General features: G+C 45.7%; 18 protein-coding genes and 1 tRNA gene. 12 read left to right on the forward strand and 7 right to left on the reverse strand.

All coding sequences use genetic code 11. The features are described 5' to 3' along the window. Positions 1-79 precede the first annotated feature (79 nt). The 8 genes from HTH_RS09075 to HTH_RS09110 all read left to right on the forward strand — a co-directional run bounded on the left by HTH_RS09075 (position 80) and on the right by HTH_RS09110 (position 9,689). On the forward strand, positions 80-385 hold the full coding sequence (locus tag HTH_RS09075; RefSeq protein WP_012964432.1) for a hypothetical protein: 306 nt from the start codon (positions 80-82) through the stop codon (positions 383-385). Further along, positions 382-924 (forward strand): DUF2231 domain-containing protein, encoded by a 543-nt coding sequence (locus HTH_RS09080; RefSeq protein WP_012964433.1) that lies wholly within the window; start codon positions 382-384, stop codon positions 922-924. Before HTH_RS09075 ends, HTH_RS09080 begins: the two co-directional genes overlap by 4 nt. Beyond that, a complete protein-coding gene (locus tag HTH_RS09085) occupies positions 921-1,349 on the forward strand; it encodes a nitrous oxide reductase accessory protein NosL (protein ID WP_012964434.1) in 429 nt (142 codons plus the stop codon). Before HTH_RS09080 ends, HTH_RS09085 begins: the two co-directional genes overlap by 4 nt. Positions 1,350-1,482: 133 nt before the next feature. After that, positions 1,483-3,543, forward strand: coding sequence for a heavy metal translocating P-type ATPase (locus HTH_RS09090; protein ID WP_012964435.1), 2,061 nt, complete (start codon positions 1,483-1,485; stop codon positions 3,541-3,543). Beyond that, on the forward strand, positions 3,540-6,578 hold the full coding sequence (locus tag HTH_RS09095) for an efflux RND transporter permease subunit (RefSeq protein ID WP_012964436.1): 3,039 nt from the start codon (positions 3,540-3,542) through the stop codon (positions 6,576-6,578). The genes HTH_RS09090 and HTH_RS09095 overlap by 4 nt, the downstream gene beginning before the upstream one ends. Positions 6,579-6,641: 63 nt before the next feature. After that, positions 6,642-6,884 (forward strand): HypC/HybG/HupF family hydrogenase formation chaperone, encoded by a 243-nt coding sequence (locus HTH_RS09100; RefSeq protein ID WP_012964437.1) that lies wholly within the window; start codon positions 6,642-6,644, stop codon positions 6,882-6,884. Beyond that, the gene (gene hypD, locus HTH_RS09105) at positions 6,871-8,004 is read left to right on the forward strand and encodes a hydrogenase formation protein HypD (RefSeq protein ID WP_012964438.1); all 1,134 of its coding nucleotides are present in this window, start codon (positions 6,871-6,873) and stop codon (positions 8,002-8,004) included. Before HTH_RS09100 ends, hypD begins: the two co-directional genes overlap by 14 nt. Then, positions 8,001-9,689, forward strand: a complete 1,689-nt coding sequence (locus HTH_RS09110) for a hydrogenase maturation protein (protein WP_012964439.1) — start codon at positions 8,001-8,003, stop codon at positions 9,687-9,689. The genes hypD and HTH_RS09110 overlap by 4 nt, the downstream gene beginning before the upstream one ends. Here HTH_RS09110 and HTH_RS09115 read toward each other — a convergent pair. Further along, on the reverse strand, positions 9,679-10,272 hold the full coding sequence (locus HTH_RS09115; protein WP_012964440.1) for a TetR/AcrR family transcriptional regulator: 594 nt from the start codon (positions 10,270-10,272) through the stop codon (positions 9,679-9,681). The genes HTH_RS09110 and HTH_RS09115 overlap by 11 nt on opposite strands. Before the next feature lie 34 nt (positions 10,273-10,306). On the opposite strand from HTH_RS09115, the gene HTH_RS09120 reads away from it, so the two are divergent. The 3 genes from HTH_RS09120 to hisG are packed head-to-tail and all read left to right on the forward strand — an operon-like array spanning position 10,307 to position 13,634. Next, complete coding sequence (locus HTH_RS09120) at positions 10,307-11,011, forward strand: dienelactone hydrolase family protein (RefSeq protein ID WP_012964441.1); 705 nt, start codon at positions 10,307-10,309, stop codon at positions 11,009-11,011. Next, the gene (locus HTH_RS09125; RefSeq protein ID WP_012964442.1) at positions 11,008-13,029 is read left to right on the forward strand and encodes a carbon starvation CstA family protein; all 2,022 of its coding nucleotides are present in this window, start codon (positions 11,008-11,010) and stop codon (positions 13,027-13,029) included. Before HTH_RS09120 ends, HTH_RS09125 begins: the two co-directional genes overlap by 4 nt. Continuing rightward, positions 13,026-13,634 (forward strand): ATP phosphoribosyltransferase, encoded by a 609-nt coding sequence (gene hisG / locus HTH_RS09130; RefSeq protein ID WP_012964443.1) that lies wholly within the window; start codon positions 13,026-13,028, stop codon positions 13,632-13,634. The genes HTH_RS09125 and hisG overlap by 4 nt, the downstream gene beginning before the upstream one ends. Here the strand turns inward: hisG and HTH_RS09135 are convergent. Both HTH_RS09135 and HTH_RS09140 read right to left on the reverse strand, forming a co-directional pair. After that, a complete protein-coding gene (locus tag HTH_RS09135; protein ID WP_012964444.1) occupies positions 13,618-14,262 on the reverse strand; it encodes a hypothetical protein in 645 nt (214 codons plus the stop codon). The two genes, hisG and HTH_RS09135, sit on opposite strands and share 17 nt — an antisense overlap. Beyond that, positions 14,262-15,197: a DNA polymerase III subunit gene (locus HTH_RS09140; RefSeq protein WP_012964445.1), complete on the reverse strand. Its 936-nt coding sequence runs from the start codon at positions 15,195-15,197 to the stop codon at positions 14,262-14,264. Before HTH_RS09140 ends, HTH_RS09135 begins: the two co-directional genes overlap by 1 nt. 19 nt (positions 15,198-15,216) lie before the next feature. Here HTH_RS09140 and HTH_RS09690 point away from each other — a divergent pair, with 19 nt between their 5' ends. Continuing rightward, on the forward strand, positions 15,217-15,747 hold the full coding sequence (locus HTH_RS09690; RefSeq protein ID WP_012964446.1) for a phospholipase D family protein: 531 nt from the start codon (positions 15,217-15,219) through the stop codon (positions 15,745-15,747). Here HTH_RS09690 and HTH_RS09145 read toward each other — a convergent pair. From HTH_RS09145 to HTH_RS09160, 4 genes are all read right to left on the reverse strand, one after another. Further along, positions 15,729-15,800: transfer RNA gene (locus HTH_RS09145), tRNA-Gly, on the reverse strand. The two genes, HTH_RS09690 and HTH_RS09145, sit on opposite strands and share 19 nt — an antisense overlap. A gap of 14 nt (positions 15,801-15,814) precedes the next feature. Continuing rightward, the gene (locus tag HTH_RS09150; RefSeq protein WP_014462661.1) at positions 15,815-16,312 is read right to left on the reverse strand and encodes a CPBP family glutamic-type intramembrane protease; all 498 of its coding nucleotides are present in this window, start codon (positions 16,310-16,312) and stop codon (positions 15,815-15,817) included. Further along, complete coding sequence (locus HTH_RS09155; protein ID WP_012964448.1) at positions 16,269-17,123, reverse strand: general secretion pathway protein GspK; 855 nt, start codon at positions 17,121-17,123, stop codon at positions 16,269-16,271. Before HTH_RS09155 ends, HTH_RS09150 begins: the two co-directional genes overlap by 44 nt. Then, a complete protein-coding gene (locus HTH_RS09160; protein ID WP_232500433.1) occupies positions 17,120-17,515 on the reverse strand; it encodes a hypothetical protein in 396 nt (131 codons plus the stop codon). Before HTH_RS09160 ends, HTH_RS09155 begins: the two co-directional genes overlap by 4 nt. Positions 17,516-17,518 lie beyond the last annotated feature (3 nt).

Here is a 17,518-nt window from a genome sequence, read left to right on the forward strand (position 1 = left end):
GGTAAAGCCCGTAAAGGCAAAAAGACCAAGCATGTAAGCCAGCAGGTCCATAAAAAAATTTTAAAAGGAGGTTTATGCCATGAGAAAGCTCTTTGCTTTGGGAGTTTTGACACTCTCAGCCTTAGCCTTTGTGTACGCTGAGCAGTTAGAGGAACACTCTGGTCATCAGGGCAAGCAAGGTATGATGATGGAAGACATGGAGATGCAAAAGATGATGATGGAGCATATGCAAAAATGCCAGCAACAGATGATGGGTATGATGATGGAAAATCCGAAATTTATGGAAAGGCTAATGGGTGCTATGCTTCAGCACAAGGAAACCATGAAAAAGGTTTTGGAGAATAACCCACAACTCAAGAAGCAGATGGAGGAGGTGTTCAGATGAAGGTTTTAATACTCTTACTTATGTTTCTTTTCTCCTTCTCTCATGAGATCCACCAGGGCAAAGAAGATGTAGAGTATAGCACTATAACCTACCCGGCTATTGTAAAACTGCATCCACCGGCGGTTCACTTTGGGATTGTTTTGCCTTTTGCTACTTTGCTTGTTGGTGCTTATCACGCTTTAAAAGGAAGAGGGTTTGAACCTTTGATTTCTATACTGAGTTTCCTTACGCTATTCTCCTTAACACTTTCCCTTTTAACAGGATACTTTATACACGAAAATATAGAAGGCATTATCCCTCAAAAGCCAGCCATGGATCTCTTACACTTGCATCAGAAAGTAGGTTTTGTATTGCTCTTTATTTCTTCTATTGGTTTTTTAACAGCAGTTTTATACCATATGATAAAACGCAAGGTTCTTATGTACCTTTTTTTAATCGTAAACTTAATTCTCTGCATTGGCGTTTGGTACCAAGGATACTTAGGTGGCAGGTTAGTGTATGAGTATTCAGTAGGAGTACCTGTGGAGGTAAAAAGATGAGAGCTTTACTTTTAATACTGCTTAGCCTTTCCTTAGTTTTTGCTCAGCCTAAGGAGCCCCCTAAAGGAACAAGATGTGTAGTATGCGGTATGGATGTAAACATGGAGCCAAAGCTTACCTCTCAGGTAAAGTTAAAGGATGGCACTTACAAGTACGCTGAGTCTCCCAAGCACATACTCCAGTACTACCTTGAGAATAAGGACAGAGTGACGGAAATCTGGGTAAAGGACTACAAAAGCGGTAAGTGGATAGATGGCAAAAGGGCTTTCTATGTGGTGATAAAAGAGGGTCCTATGGGCTACGACCTTGCTCCCTTCCAGAGCAGGATAGAGGCACAGAAGTTTGCAGGCAGAGGAAAAGTTTATCAGTTTAAGGACATAACTAAGGACTTTTTACAGCACCTTGAGATGGGACACATTTATTAAAGGGAGGTGATAGGTATGATGTGGGATATGCACGGAATGGGATGGGGCATGGGCTTTACTTATTTGCTGGTGGTTCTCTTCCTAATTTTTGGCATTGCTGCCTTTGTTAAGTATCTGTTAAAAGGCTGAAGGGATGCTCTACACCTGCCCTATGCACCCGGAGGTGAAGAGAGAATCACCGGGTAAATGTCCCAAGTGTGGCATGGACCTTGTCCCAACTGAACATCCTCCAAGAAAACACCACCACACCATGCACATGGAGGAAATGAAAAGGAAGGCTATAGTTTCAACAGTCCTCACGATTCCCGTCGTTCTTTACTCCAAAAATATACAGAATCTCCTTCGCTTTTCCATGCCAGAGTTTCCTGGGAGCGAGTGGATAACACCTATTTTATCCGCAATTGTTTTCTTTTACGGAGGGACCTTTTTCCTCAAGGGCATGGCAGAGGAATTAAGGCTCAAAAAGCCCGGAATGATGACCCTTATAGGCATAGCCATATGGGTTGCCTTTATATACAGCCTCTCAACTCTATTACTTGGTGGAATGGAGTTCTTCTGGGAGCTTGCCACACTCATAGTGGTGATGCTCTGGGGACACTGGATAGAGATGAGGTCTGTACTGGGAGCTTCGCGTGCCGTTGAGGAGCTGGCAAAGCTCATGCCTACCAAAGCAAACCTTCTAAAGGACGGGGAGATAGTTGAGGTTCATGTCTCTGAGCTAAAGCCCGGTGATATAGTCTTGGTAAAACCTGGGGAGAAGATACCAGCGGACGGGATTGTCATAGAAGGATTAACCCACATGAACGAGGCTATGCTCACAGGCGAATCTAAGCCAGTTCCCAAAGGCGTAGGTGACAGAGTCATAGGCGGTGCCATAAACATGGAAGGCTCCATAAAGGTGAAGGTTGAGAAGACTGGTGAGGAGACCTATCTAAGCCAAGTTCTGAAGCTCGTCAAAGAAGCTCAGGAGTCAAAAACAAAACTCCAGGACATGGCGGACAGAGTGGCGTTTTACCTCACCGTGATTGCCATAGTGGTCGGAAGCCTTGCCTTTCTTGTCTGGCTGTACCTCAAGGGGGACCTTCAGTTTGCTGTTGAGAGAGCTGTGACGGTGATGGTAATAGCCTGTCCCCATGCTCTCGGGCTTGCCATACCTCTGGTTGTAGCCATATCCACCTCCTACTCAGCTAAGAACGGGATATTAGTTAGAAACAGGCTTGCTCTTGAAACTATGAAGTATGTTGATACGGTGGTCTTTGACAAGACGGGGACTCTGACGGAGGGTAAGTTTGGGGTTTCAGAGGTGGTGGCGGTCGGAATTTCTGAGAAGGAGCTTTTAAGGCTTACTGCAGGGGTTGAAGAACGCTCAGAGCATGTTATAGCTCGGGCTATAGTTGAGGAAGCTAGGGAAAAAGGGGTGAGCTTTCCAGAGGTCAAAAACTTTAGGGCTGTACCAGGCAAAGGTGTAGTGGCTGAAGCTGAAGGGAAAGAGGTTGCGGTAGGAACGAGCCTGCTTATGGAGGAGCTTAAGGCGGAGAAAGAAACAAAGATACTAAACAGAGTTAAAGAATTTGAATCCTATGGTAAAACGGTGGTTCTTGTTGCTATAAATAGGAAGCTAACCGGTGCGATAGCCCTCTCTGACAAAATAAGGAGGGAGTCTTATGAGGCTGTATCGGAGCTAAAGAGATTGGGTAAAAGAGTGGTTATGATAACGGGTGATTCCGAAGAAGTAGCCAGCTATGTGGCACGAGAACTGGGTATAGACGAATTCTTTGCAAGAGTTCTTCCCCATCAGAAGGCTCAGAAGGTGAAAGAACTCCAGTCAAAGGGTAGAAAGGTGGCTATGGTGGGAGACGGAATAAACGATGCACCTGCCCTAGCTCAGGCGGATGTGGGTATTGCTATAGGGAGTGGGACTGATGTGGCTATAGAAAGCGCAGGGATAATCCTTGTAAAGGACGATCCAAGGGATGTGGTAAGAGTAGTAAGGCTTTCTTCAATAACTGTTAGAAAGATGTTTCAAAACCTCTTTTGGGCAACAAGCTACAACCTTTTTGCCATACCTTTGGCTGCTGGTATAGGCTACAGATGGGGCATACTGCTTCCGCCGGCAGTGGGTGCCCTTCTCATGAGCTTGAGTACCCTGATAGTATCCGTAAATGCCCTTCTCATGAGGAGGTCCCTAGAATGACCAAGATGGTTGAAGCTCTTCTCAAATATCGCTTTACCATATTCGTACTTGTCATTTTCCTCCTCCTTTACGGTGTCTACTCTGTAAGGAAAACACCCATAGATGCTCTGCCGGACCTCACCGACACTCAGGTTATCATTTACTCCGAGTGGATGGGGCAGGTGCCACAGGTGATAGAAGACCAGCTCACCTACCCCCTCGTTTCCTCCATGCTGGGACTTCCTAAGGTTAAGGCGGTTAGGGGCTATTCCATGCCCAACTACTCTCTGGTTTATGTAGTCTTTGAGGATGGCACTGACATATACTGGGCAAGGTCAAGGGTGCTTGAAAAACTCTCCTCCATAAGAAGCCAGCTTCCTTCTCAGGCAAGAGTGGAGCTGGGACCGGACGCCACGGGTGTAGGCTGGGTCTACCAGTATGCCCTCTACTCGGAAAGCAGGAGTCTGGACGAGCTTTTGAGCCTTCAGAGGTTTTACATAAAGTACGCTCTTCTCTCGGTTCCCAATGTGGCGGAAGTTGCAGATGTGGGAGGCTTTGAAAGAGAGTACAGGGTGGTTTTGAATCCCGAGCATCTTAGGCATTACGGTGTGTCCCTTGAGGATGTGGCAAGAGCGGTAAGAGGGGCAAACCTTGAAACGGGTGGCAAGTATGTGGAGATAAACGGGAGGGAGTTTCTCATAAGAGCAAGAGGGTATGCCAAAGACCGGGCGGACATAGAAAACGCTGTGGTAAAGGAGATAAACGGTGTGCCCATAAGGGTCAAAGACCTTGGCAGAGTTGTTGAAACGCCAGCGCTCAGGATGGGGACTGCGGACCTAAACGGAATGGGAAACACGGTGAGTGGTATAGTGGTGGTGCGCTACGGTGCGGATGCTTACAAAACCATACAGGAAGTAAAAAAGAAGATAGAGGAAGTCAAAAAGGGTCTTCCGGAGGATGTAAAGATACTTCCGGTGTACGACAGGTCAGAGCTTATACAAAAAGCCATAAAGCACCTCTGGAGGGTGCTTCTGGAGGAGTCTCTTGTGGTGGTGCTGGTGGTGGCTATCTTTCTTTTAAACATATTCGAGAGCCTTGCCATAATTGTATTTTTAGTCCTTTCCCTGCTTGGCACTTTCATACTTATGAACCACCTGGGCGTAAACTCCAACATCATGTCCCTGGGAGGGATAGCTATAGCCATAGGCACCATGGTGGATGCGGGAATAGTTCTTATAGAAGCCTTCAGCAGAAAGAGGGAAGAGGGTAAGGATGTAAAGACCGCCATAGTAGAATCCACCGCTGAGGTGGGAAAGCCCATATTCTTTGCTCTTCTGGTGGTTGCGGTCTCCTTTGTCCCCATGCTCGCCCTTAAGGGTCAGGCAGGCAGGCTCTTTGGACCGCTGGTTCTTACCAAAACCCTCGCCATGCTGGTGGCTTCTGCGCTTTCCCTTTTGGTCTTCCCGGTGCTTCTTTATTACCTTGGGAGAGGCAGAGTGCTTGCAGAGGAGAAAAACCCCATAGTTCGAGCCCTGATAAAACTCTACGAGCCTCTCTTTCGCCTGTCTGTAAGGCTTAGGTACTTTATCTTGTTTCTGGTGCTTCTTTCTTTCCCCCTCTCATACTTTCTCTATGAGAGCCTTGGGAGGGAGTTCATGCCTGACCTCAGGGAAGGCACCCTCCTTTACATGCCCACCACAGCACCGGGCATCTCCATTCAGGAAGTCCAGAGGCTTTTAACTCTTCAAGACAAGGTGATAAAGAGTTTTCCGGAGGTGGAGGTGGTTTTTGGAAAGGCGGGAAGAGCCAACACACCCACAGACCCAGCACCCCTTTCCATGATAGAAACCATCATAAGCCTCAAACCTCAGGAGGAGTGGCGCAAAAGTATGACCTACGAAAAGCTCATATCGGAGCTGGACAGAGCTTTGCAGTTTCCCGGCGTGGTAAACAGCTGGACTATGCCCATAAAGGGGAGGATAGACATGATAAGCACGGGCATAAGGACACCTCTGGGTATAAAGGTTTTTGGCTCGGACATAAACACTCTGTCAGAGCTTGTCCTTGAGTTTGAGAGAGCTCTGCAAGGAATGGAGGGAGTCATGAGCGTTTACGCGGACAGGCTTACGGGATCTACCTATGTGGAAATAATTCCTGACAGGGAAAAGCTCGCTCTTTATGGTCTCAGGCTTGAAGATGTTGTCTCCGCGGTGGAGATGCTCCTGGCAAACAGCCCCGTATCCGTTTACATCTCAGGAAGGGAACGCTACAGCATAACCCTTGGTGTGCCAAGGGACTACAGGCAAGACCTTGAGAACCTTATACTACCTCTGGGGGACAAAGCTGTGCCTCTCAAAGCGGTCGCTCAGGTAAAAAAGGTGGAGAGCCCAGCGGAGATAAAGTCAGAAAACGGCCTTCTGACAGCTTATGTTTACATAACACCAAAGCCAGGTGCGGACATGGGGAAGGTCCTTCAAGAGGGAGAAAGGAGGATAAAAGAAAGCGTAAAACTGCCATCGGGCTACTACTACCAGTGGAGCGGTCAGTTTGAGTACTGGCAGAAGGCTTTGCAGGACCTGAAATTAATAGTTCCTCTGGTGCTCCTTCTTGTGGTGCTTCTGGTCTACCTGAGCCTGGGGAGAGTTTTTGAGACCCTGCTGGTGCTTCTGACTTTGCCTTCTTCTCTTCTGGGTGGGTTTTTACTCATGTGGCTCTTTGGCTACAGGCTGTCCATAGCTTCCATAGCAGGCTTTCTGGCTCTTCTTGGCATCGCTGCCGAGATGGGCATAGTGATGGTAGTTTATATTATGAAGGCTCTGCAAGAGAGAGGTGATAAAGCCTTTAAGGAGGCTATTTATGAGGGCGCGGTGAGAAGGATAAGACCCAAAGCCATGACGGTGCTTGCCATAAGCGCGGGTCTTTTGCCCGCGGTATACCTAAAGGGTGTTGGAGCGGAGGTGATATCCCGTATAGCCATGCCTATGCTGGGTGGTGTTATCTCCTCCTTTTTGACTGCTCTCTTTGTGGTGCCAGCTTTGTACAGTTTGAAAAGGTAATCTTGCAAAGAAGAGCTTAAGGTATTATATTTATGAATAAGTATTCGTTTAAGGAGGACTAGCATGTGTTTGTCCATACCTTCAAAGGTGGTTGAGGTGAGAGAGGACAATACTGCGGTTGTTGATACAATGGGGGTCAGAAGGGTAGTGTCCCTTGACCTCATGCAGGAACCCGTCAAGGAAAATGATTGGGTGCTTATACATGTAGGTTTTGCTATACAGAAGCTTGACGAGGAGGAGGCGCTTAGGAGTCTTGAACTTTTTGAAGAGATACTCAGCATGGAGGAGAGCTATGAAAACTACTGAGATAGACATAAGGAGTGAATTCAAAGACAGTGAGAGAGTAAGAGCTTTTGAATTGAGGATAAAGAGGGATGTGGAAAGGCTTGGAAGCGAAGTCCACATCATGGAGTTCTGCGGTGGGCATACTCACTCCATCATGAAGTATGGCATAGACGAGCTTTTAAAGGGATATGTAAGATTCGTTCATGGTCCTGGCTGTCCTGTATGCGTAATGCCCATGCAGAGGGTAGACCTTGCTATAGAGCTTGCAAAGCTTCCCAACACGATATTATGCACTTACGGTGACCTTCTGAGAGTCCCAGGCTCTGGCAGGAAGAACCTTCTGAACTTAAGGTCAGAAGGCTACGACATAAGGATGGTCTATTCCTGCCTTGACACTTTAAATATAGCTCAGGAGAATCCTAAGAAGGAGGTCATATTCTTTGCAATAGGTTTTGAAACCACAACTCCTCAAACAGCGGTGCTCATCCAGAAGGCTAAGATGATGGGTTTAAAGAACCTCTCCGTTGTTTCCAACCATGTGATAACACCTGCCGCAATACAGCACATACTCAACTCTCCAGAGATGAGGGAGATAGGTAAGGTGAGGATAGATGCCTTCATAGGTCCGGGTCATGTCAGCGTCATAATAGGTACAAAGCCTTATCACTACTTTGCGGAGGAGTTTCAAAGGCCGGTGGTCATATCCGGGTTTGAACCGGTTGATATCATGCAGTCCGTTTATATGATCATCAGGCAGATAATGGAAAAAAGGGCGGTTGTGGAAAATCAGTACACCAGGTTTGTATCTTACGAAGGCAATCTCAAGGCGCAGAAGCTCGTGTCTGAAGTGTTTGAGCTGAGGAAAGAGTTTGAGTGGAGGGGCTTAGGGCTTGTACCATACAGCGCATTAAAGATAAACAAACGCTATGAAGACTTTGATGCGGAAAAAAGGTTCAGCGTAGACCTTCCCAAGCCTAAGGAGCACCCTTCGTGCATATGCGGTAAGGTTATAAGGGGTGTTGCTCTGCCAACAGAATGCAAACTCTTTGGGACAGTATGCACACCTTCCAACCCCATAGGCTCCTGCATGGTATCCTCAGAGGGTGCTTGCGCCGCTTACTTTAAGTACAAAAAGCTATGAGGATACTCTTCTTCTGCCACAGGTTTAACTCCCTATCCCAGAGGCTTTACTGTGAGCTCACTGACAGAGGGCATGAGGTATCTATTGAATTGGATGTTCATCCAGACCTTATGATAGAAGCGGCGGAGCTTTACAAACCTGACCTCATAATAGCACCCTTTTTGAAGAGGAAAGTGCCCGAGGAGGTCTGGAGAAAGTACCTTACTCTCATACTGCATCCGGGACCACCCGGTGATAGAGGACCCTCCGCTCTTGACTGGGCTATACTCAGAGGCTTAAAGGTATGGGGTGTTACGCTTCTTGAGGCGAGCCATGAATACGATGCAGGGGATGTGTGGGCTTGGAGGACTTTTCCCATGAGGTTTGCAAGAAAGTCAAGCATATACAGGAACCAAGTAACGGAAGGGGCTGTGGAGTGTGTGTTGGAAGTCCTTGAAAATCTGCAGAAAGGTAGAATTCTCAAGAAACCTCAAAGGCACAGTGTGTGGAATCCTTACATGGAACAGGAATACCGAAAAGTAGACTGGCAAAAGGATACAGTTCTGGATGTTCTCAGAAAGGTTTACGCTTCAGACAGCCAGCCGGGGTCTCTCAGCCAGATAAAAGGTGAAGATTACTACCTGTTTAACGCTTATCCTGAGGAGGAGCTAAAAGGTACACCCGGAAGTTTGCTGGCTATAAGGGATGAGGCTGTGTGCATAGGCACAGCTGACGGCGCTGTATGGATTACTCACATGAGAAGAAAAGAGAAAGGCTCTATAAAACTGCCTTCCGCAAGAGTTATATCCCATCTTCTGGACGGTGTTAAGGAAGAGCCACTAAAACCTTGGGAGAGTGTAGACTTTAAAACTTACAGGGAGATAATTTACAAAGAGGAAGGGGATGTGGGATACATAACCTTTAACTTCTACAATGGAGCTATGTCCACGGAGCAGTGCGAGAGACTTTTAGAGACCGTAAAGTACGCTAAAAGAAGACCCGTAAAAGCTATAGTGCTTCTCGGACAGGAGGACTTTTTCTCCAACGGCATGAATCTCAACACCATAGAGAATGCGGAAAGCCCTCCCGATGAGTCGTGGAGAAACATAAACGCAATGGACCATGTGTGCGAGGAGATACTCAGAACGGAAGACAAGCTGACGGTGGCGGGCATGCAAGGGAACGCGGGTGCAGGTGGCGTCTTTCTGGCTCTTACCTGCGACTTTGTTTTTACAAGAGAAGGGGTTGTACTAAACCCTCACTACAAGAACATAGGAAATCTTTACGGTTCTGAGTTCTGGACTTACACACTACCCAAAAGGGTAGGCTGGGAAAAGGGTAGAGAGATAATGGAGAACAGAATGCCCATAAGCTCACTGAAAGCGTATCAGATAGGGTTAATAGACGGCGTTTTTGGAAAAACACCTGAGGAATTTAGGGACAAACTCAGAAGGTGGCTTGTTGATTTCCTGAACTCCCTTGGCTATGAGGAGTTTATAAAGAGGAAGAGAGAGGAAAGAAGGAAGGATGAGCTTGAAAAGCCCCTTTCTGCTTACAGGGAGGAGGAGCTGGAGAGGATGAAACTTAACTTTTACGGTTTTGATACCAGCTACCACATTGCGCGCTACTACTTTGTCAGGAGAATACTGCCCTTCAGAACACCCCCATACCTTGCCATCCACAGGCGCCTGGGCTTTAGCTCCTGAGAGCGTTCCATATGTTCTCCGCCACCTCCTCTGCATAGTCCATAAGGGGTTTGTCTAGAACACCTTCGTTGTGAAGGAACACCATACCACCCAGAGGACCCATTATGGTAGTAAAAGCCGGGAAGAAGCTCTGGTTTCTAAGCTCGCCTCTCTCCACTCCATCGGAGAGCAAAACCATTACCTCAGTCACCACCTCACCTACGCAGGCAAAACCTTCACACCCCTCCTTGAAGACCTCCCTGTTTACTAAAAAAACCCTCAGAAAGTAGTTTATAAGCTCAGGCTCGTTCAGCGCGGTTTCAAAAAATGCCTTTGTAAAGTGGTAAATTTTTTCCTTAGTAGATACATTCATCTCATTGACTTTTCTGAGTTTTTCTGCCACCCATCTTGATACGGTGAGCATTATTTCCTTTGCCAACTCTTCCTTTGACTCAAAGTAGTTGTAAAGGTTGCCTACGCTCATACCAAGAGCTTCCGCAATGTCAGGGATGGTCGTGTTATAGTACCCTTTTTCAGAAAAGAGCTTACAGGCAACTCTTATAATTTCAAGCTTTTTCCTTTCTTTTAAGGATGCCCTGTGCATAGTCATATAATATAGATCATCAGGAGGTGAAAGGATGGGTAGAGAGCTGAAGTTTAAAAAAGATGGCGTTGAGATAAGCGGGTACCTTGCTGAGCCTGAGTTTACCAAAGGACCCCTGGTCATAGTCATTCACGAGTGGTGGGGGCTTGTGCCTCACATAAAGGATGTGTGCGATAGGTACGCCAGAGAAGGCTTTTTTGCCTTTGGCATAGACCTCTACAAGGGGAAAACTGCGGATAATCCCGACGATGCTGGCAGGCTCATGCAGGAGCTTCTGGGCCAGAGGCTTTCCGAAGCGGAAGCTATGATAAAGGCAAGCCTGGACTACTTTAAAGAGAACGACATAGGCTTTGTGGGAAGGGTGCAGGATTACAGGATAGGTATGACGGGCTTTTGCTGTGGTGGCACTTGCACCTGGTACTTTGGAGCCAAGTTTTCCGATGAGTTTAGCGCTCTGGCACCTTACTACGGGCTTTATTCTCTGGTTCCCATAGATTTTTCTGCCATCAAGGCTCCCGTCCTTGCTGTGCATGCAGGCAAAGATGCCTTTGTACCCCTCAGCGAGGTGCTCAAAGCTATAGAGGAGTGCAACAAGTACGGAGTAAAAGCTCAGTTTCTCATATACTCGGGTGTGGACCACGCCTTTTTCAACGACACGAGACCAGAGGTTTACAACGAAGAGTATGCGGTAGATGTGTGGGGTAAAACGGTAGAGTTTATGAAAAGACACCTGACATGAAACTAAAAGATTACATTTTGTTAGGCTTAGTTTCTTTAGTAGGTGCCTTTGCTTTTGCTGTTTTAGCTCTCAGCAGGGGTGAAAGAGTAGGAGCTGTTTGGATATTAATAGCTGCGCTCTGCATCTACTTTATAGGCTACAGGTTTTACAGCTACTTTATAGCTTACAGAGTTTTTGAGGTAAACGACCAGAATCCTACTCCAGCTCACAGGTTTTACAACAAGCTGGACTATGTTCCCACCAACAGGTGGGTGCTTTTTGGTCATCACTTTGCCTCCATTTCAGGTGCGGGTCCCTTGGTGGGACCTGTGCTAGCAGCTCAGATGGGATACTTGCCCGGCACTCTCTGGATACTCATAGGTGCGGTGCTGGCAGGATGCGTGCAGGATATGGTGATGCTCATCATATCCATGAGAAAAGGTGGGAGGAGTCTGGGACAGATAGCAAAGGAAGAGCTAGGCTCTCTGGGAGGACTGCTCTCACTTACCGTCATATACACCATCCTGATTATACTTCTGGCAGTTTTGGCTCTTGTGGTGGTAAAAGCTCTCGCTCAGAGCCCGTGGGGAACCTTTTCCGTCTTTATGACCATACCCATAGCCATGCTGATGGGCATTTACATGTGGCACATAAGACCAGGTGCAGTGCTTCATGCATCTCTTTTTGGATTTTTAGCTCTTATGCTATCCCTTTACATGGGTAGATGGATAGCTACAAATCCCCATACCGCAAAGGCGTTTACGCTGTCTGAACCTCAGCTTGCCATAGCCCTTATGATTTACGGATTTATGGCATCCGTCTTACCTGTTTGGCTTCTTCTTGCTCCAAGAGACTATCTTAGCACCTTTCTAAAGCTTGGCACTGTATTGCTCATAGCTCTTGGTGTTTTTTTGGTAAATCCTGAGATAAAGATGCCTGCCATCACTCAGTTTGCCATAAGTGGCAACGGTCCTGTGCTTAAGGGAGACCTTTTTCCCTTTCTCTTTATCACCATAGCCTGCGGTGCCGTCTCTGGCTTTCACTCTCTTATATCTTCCGGAACCTCTCCCAAGCTCATAGACAAGGAGAGTCATGTAAGGCTGGTGGGGTACGGTGGTATGATAGGTGAGTCCTTTGTAGCTATAATGGCTATGATAGCTGCAGTCTCTATGGAACCAGGCATATACTTTGCCATAAACAGCCCAGCCAGTGAGATAGGAAAGACTGTTTTGGAAGCCTCTCAGAAGATATCCTCCTGGGGTTTTTACATAACTCCGCAGGAGCTGGAAAGATTGGCTCGTATGGTGGAGGAAAAGACTATACTCTCAAGAACAGGGGGGGCTCCTGCCTTTGCCATAGGTATGGCTCTCATTTTTGCAAAAATCACAGGTGTGTCTCTTTTAGCCTTCTGGTACCACTTTGCCATACTCTTTGAAGCTGTTTTCATTCTTACCACCATAGACGCAGGCACACGGGTAGGGAGGTACATCCTTCAGGACCTTCTGGGAAACTTCCTCAGCTCTTTCAGAAACTACGGAGACCTGAAGGTTAACCTCATCACCAGCTTTATCACCGTTGCCAGCTGGGGATACTTTTTGTATGCCGGTGTAGTAGACCCTTACGGAGGTATAAAGACCCTGTGGCCTCTTTTTGGCATAGCCAATCAACTACTTGCCACTTTGGCTCTGACCGTAGCGACTGTTTACATAGTCAATATGGGTAAAGGTAAATATGCATGGATGACGGGTTTGCCGGCGATGCTTATGTCCGTAAACACCATAAGCGCAGGCATTCTAAAGGTGGTTCATCCGGACAAGGATATAGGCTTTCTGGCTCACGCCCGCTGGCTCTCAGAAAAAGTATCTCAGGGAACTCTCCCGCCAGCTATACCTTCCGTAAATGTAGCTCACAAGGTCATCTTGGGAGATTACATCAATGCGGTGCTTGCTACCATTTATGTGGCGCTTGTGTCGCTTGTTATTCTCAATGCTCTTTATGTGATAGTCAAAAGACTAAAACTTAGAGAGGCTACAGCTTGAGTCTGACTATAGCACTCCCCAAGGGTCGGCTGTTTGAAGAAAGCATAAGACTTCTAAAGGAAAAGGGTATTCTATCAAAAGACATTCAGGAGGGTAGAAAGCTACTTGTTGAGTCCGACGGGTTTAGCTTTCTCTTGGTCAAACCGTCAGATGTGCCTGTGTATGTAGAAAACGGCGTTGCAGACCTTGGCATAGCAGGCTACGATGTGCTGTTGGAGAGAGAACCTAACCTCTACGTACTGCTTGACCTTGGCATAGGTTTGTGCAGGATAGTGGTGGCAGGAAGGGAGGAGAGCAAAGAAAGGTACTTCAAAGAAACCTATATAAAGGTTGCTACCAAGTATCCCAACATAGCCAAAAAGTTCTTTTCAGAAAGGGGGGTAAAGAGCAAGATCATTTACCTTAGCGGTTCTGTGGAGCTGGCACCGGCTATAGGGCTTTCCGATTATATACTTGACATTGTCCAAACCGGCAGGACGCTCAGAGAAAACAAGCTGGTGGTTATAGAGGAAGTGGCAACTTCAACAGCAAGGCTTGTGTGCAACAAGGCAAGCTACAGAAACAAGAGGGACAGGATAACGGGATTCTTTAGCAAATTAATGTAGGTCTGGTAATGGGTGGAAGCACCATCTCCTCATGGTCAATTTTTATAGGCTTTGTGATAAGCTCTTCTATAAATTTCAGCTTGTCTTCAAGGGTTTCCATATTGGCACTTTGCATCTTGGCAAGTTCCTCAAGCTCTGGTGCCTTGCCCTTTACCTTAGATATTTCTCTTGCTATCACATACAGCTTGCTGTCTATTTCTGGGTATATATCCTTTATGTAAGTGACCACATCGTAGGAGTAAACTACAACTCTTGGATACTTAGCCATTTCTCTGACCATTTCCTCAAGATGAAGGTGGTCAAACACAGCGGGATCTTTATCCTTTGGCAAAAGGCCAGCCAGCAATTTGTCTCCATCAAACTGAGCGTGAAATACCACATAACTATCCGGCACCACCTCCCAGCCATACTCCATAGCATTGCTCAAAAATGCTCCCATGGCTTCTTCCTTGCTCTGAAAGATATTTGTGAGCTTTTCAAACTCCTCATCTGGCACCTCCATAACCATCAAGTAGCACCCCTCATACTCAGAAACTTCCACCCTATAAACTATCTCCTCCCAGTTTTTCAAAAACTCTAGCTTTTCCTGCTTTTCCTCTGGGCTTTGCACAAGTGTCTGTATATTCATCACACTACCTCCGATAGCAATATTTTCAAGTAAAAAACAAAAAGACTCAACTTCAAACCTCTCTTTAAATTATCAGACACCAAGACTGTCCTGTCAATCAACCTTTCGTAAATTTCGTAATTTTCTTTATTTTCAAGCATTTTTTTATGTAGCATAGCTTCAAGCGTATGAAGAAAAAGCTTTTGGTCCTCATAGCTTAGATTTTCTAACTGAGTTGATAGCTTATAAACATCAAGCACAGAGCCAGAAAGCACTTTTTTAGCCATGTCAATTATGTGGCTCTTTTGCGAAAGCTCCTTAGCCTTTGTGATGCTACCTTCCGACAGCGAGAGTATAACCCTATCCTCTATACCTGTGAGCTTTTTTATGTCCTCCTCAGAAAGCTCTTCAAACTCTACTGTATAACTGCGAGACCTTATTGTGGGGAGTATCCTGTCTAGCATATTACACACCAGTATAAAATGAGTATCTTCAGGAGGCTCTTCCAGCGTTTTTAAAAGGGCATTCTGAGAGTAGGGATTCATTGCTTCCGCAGGCCAAACCAGCACTACCTTTTTTGGCGACAAAGCAGGTCTTAGATTAACAAAGTCTATAACACCCCTTATCTGGTCTATCTTTATCTCGTCCTTTTCTGGCTGAAGGTAAATAAAATCAGGATGATCCCCCTGAAGGTAGAGGAAAACTTTCCTTCCGGTGGATGTATCCGAGTAGACCCTTAGCTCCTCAACGGGCTTTTTGCTAAACTCATTCATATGAAAGCACGAAGGACAATCATTGCAAGCAGGAAAAGTCCTTTTCATACACAAAAGAGCCTTTGCAAAATCAAAAGCAACCGTCTTTTTACCTACGCCTTCTTTACCAAAAAATAGGAGAGAAGAAGGCACCCTTCCGAGTTTGTACATACTCTCAAGCAGTTTCTTAGCTTTATGGTGCATGTGAAATATTATTATATATATGCTAAGGCTCTTTTTCTTACTCCTTTTTGTGATCCTTTCGTGCCAAAAGGAGAAGCCTGCGACTTTTGAAAGCATAAGCGTTTACTTTTCTCCCAAGGGTGGTGCAAGGGAAGCCATCTTGAGGCAGATAAATAGTGCAAAAGAAAGCATAGACATTGCCATGTTTGCCTTCACTTCAAGGGAGATAGGTCAGGCGGTGCTGGACGCTCACAGGCGTGGGGTAAAGATTAGAATAATTTTGGACCAGAAGCAGGCGGAGGAAAAGTTTTCCAGGTATCCCATCTTCCTCCAAGAGGGTATCCCAGTTAAACTTCTGCCAGTATCTGGTAAAAAGTTCGTAAAGGGTCTTATGCATAATAAGTTTGCAATAGTGGACAAACAGGTGGTGATTACGGGGTCTTATAACTGGACTGCAAGTGCAGAGGAGATAAATTACGAAAACTTGCTCATAATTAAAAGCCATGAATTAGCTAAAAGATATGAAGAGTATTTTGATAGTATGTGGAAGAAAGCGGGCGACGGGATTTGAACCCGCGACCTTCTGCTTGGGAAGCAGACGCTCCACCCCTGAGCTACGCCCGCTATTAATTTATATTTTATACCAGTCTGATGACCCAAGCATTATAAAGTAAATTAGAGTAAAGATGCACAAGGCTTACAAAAATCAAGGAATCAGTTTTCTTATAAAGAAAGCCAAAAAGCAAAGAGGGAAAGAAAGTAAGAAGGGATACAAAGTTTTGGTATATCAAAAAGTGGGGCAATGCAAACATGGCAGAGACTGTTATATTTCCATACCTGCGCATAAGGTATGCTCTGAAAAAAACCTCTTCCGCAAGTGCAGAAAGGAAAGCATTAAGCAGCGTTTTTATGTCAAACCCCAGAAGGAGGCAAATGGGAAAGGTAAGTATAAAAAGATTCCACGGATTTTTCCATCTGAAGATGTTTTCTAAAAAAACAAGTGGTGAAAGAAGCACTACAATAGAGAAGTCAGGAAAGTCCAAAAGCCTGTGGGATAAAAGAGTTGCTATAAGCACAAAGTAAAGAAGCATCTCAGAGTATCTTTTTGTAAACGATCCTATCACCTTGCCTGTCATATATAACCTCAAAGGTAGAAGTGTATCCCCCGGACCTTAGGTCCATAACTATGTGAAAGTAGTTGCTTTTTACATCCACAAGGTTTTTTATGGCGTAGAGTATGTCAAAGGTAAAGCCATCCACCAGAAGGAGGTCTTCTACTTTTTTGAAGGGTTCTCTGTTTCTTCTTTCTATTATCTTGCTTGCCAGCGCCTGGTCTATTCTTGGGTCAAGAGCCATAAGTATGTAAGAGTTGGCAGTGTTTATGTTTATCTTCCCTGAGGAATAAACGGTGGTGAGACTCAAAAGTCCGGGGTAAAATTCATTTCCTATGGTTTTACCAAGAAGGTCCTCACTTTTAAAGCCTGCCCACCTTATCTCTTCCTTTGAGTCCAGAGGTCCTCTCTTTATGGGATAGTCAGTATCTATGTGAGCATTGCTTTTGCCTTCCCACGCAAGAAGGTTATCTTTGTAAGAGGGGTCTATGTTAAGTAGTCTCAAAAGCCTCTCAAAAAACTTTCCATAAGCTCCGCTGTCCACATAGTTTAGGTTGAGAAATCTCTCCTCGTCGTATATGTTTATGCTCAGCTCTCCCTTCTGAGTTTTGAAACTAAGGGGATACGCCCATCTATCTTGCAAACTGTCAACGGAAGGGTCATCTCTTTTGAGACTATCAATAACCACGGGAAGAGCTGACATAAAAATCTGATAAGCTTGCTCTTTGAAGTAAAATTGCTCTACTGTAAGGTCTGCCTGCCTTACGCTGCTATATGTGTCCAGCACATAATAAACGGAAGAGATAAAAAGCAGAAGAACTAAAAGCACTATCATCTTATGAGCATCTCAACATCAAATAAGCCTTGACCTGTGTTGTCAACAGCTTTGAATTTTACTATCTTTATACCACGCTCCTCAAGGGTATAAACCATCTGGGGAATTTTTGCTCCCGGCAGTTTTCTGCCTTTGACCTCGTATCCCACATCCGTCTGTCTTAAAGAGAGCAGTTCCCCACCTGCACTGGATAATACGCTTCTTAAAAGATCCTCCGAGGGCTCCTCTCTCTTTCTATCCCTGTAGTTCTTCATCAAAAGCATAACCTCTTTGTACCTAAGGTAATCTCTGTAATAGGCTTCTCTGAGCTGATAGTATCTGTTTAAAAGTATATAGACCATAAGAAAGGTAAGGAGCAATGACAAGCCCATAAGATTTTTCTTGGTGAGCATTTG

The sequence above is a fragment of the Hydrogenobacter thermophilus TK-6 genome (assembly GCF_000010785.1).
GTDB classification, from domain to species: Bacteria; Aquificota; Aquificia; order Aquificales; family Aquificaceae; genus Hydrogenobacter; species Hydrogenobacter thermophilus.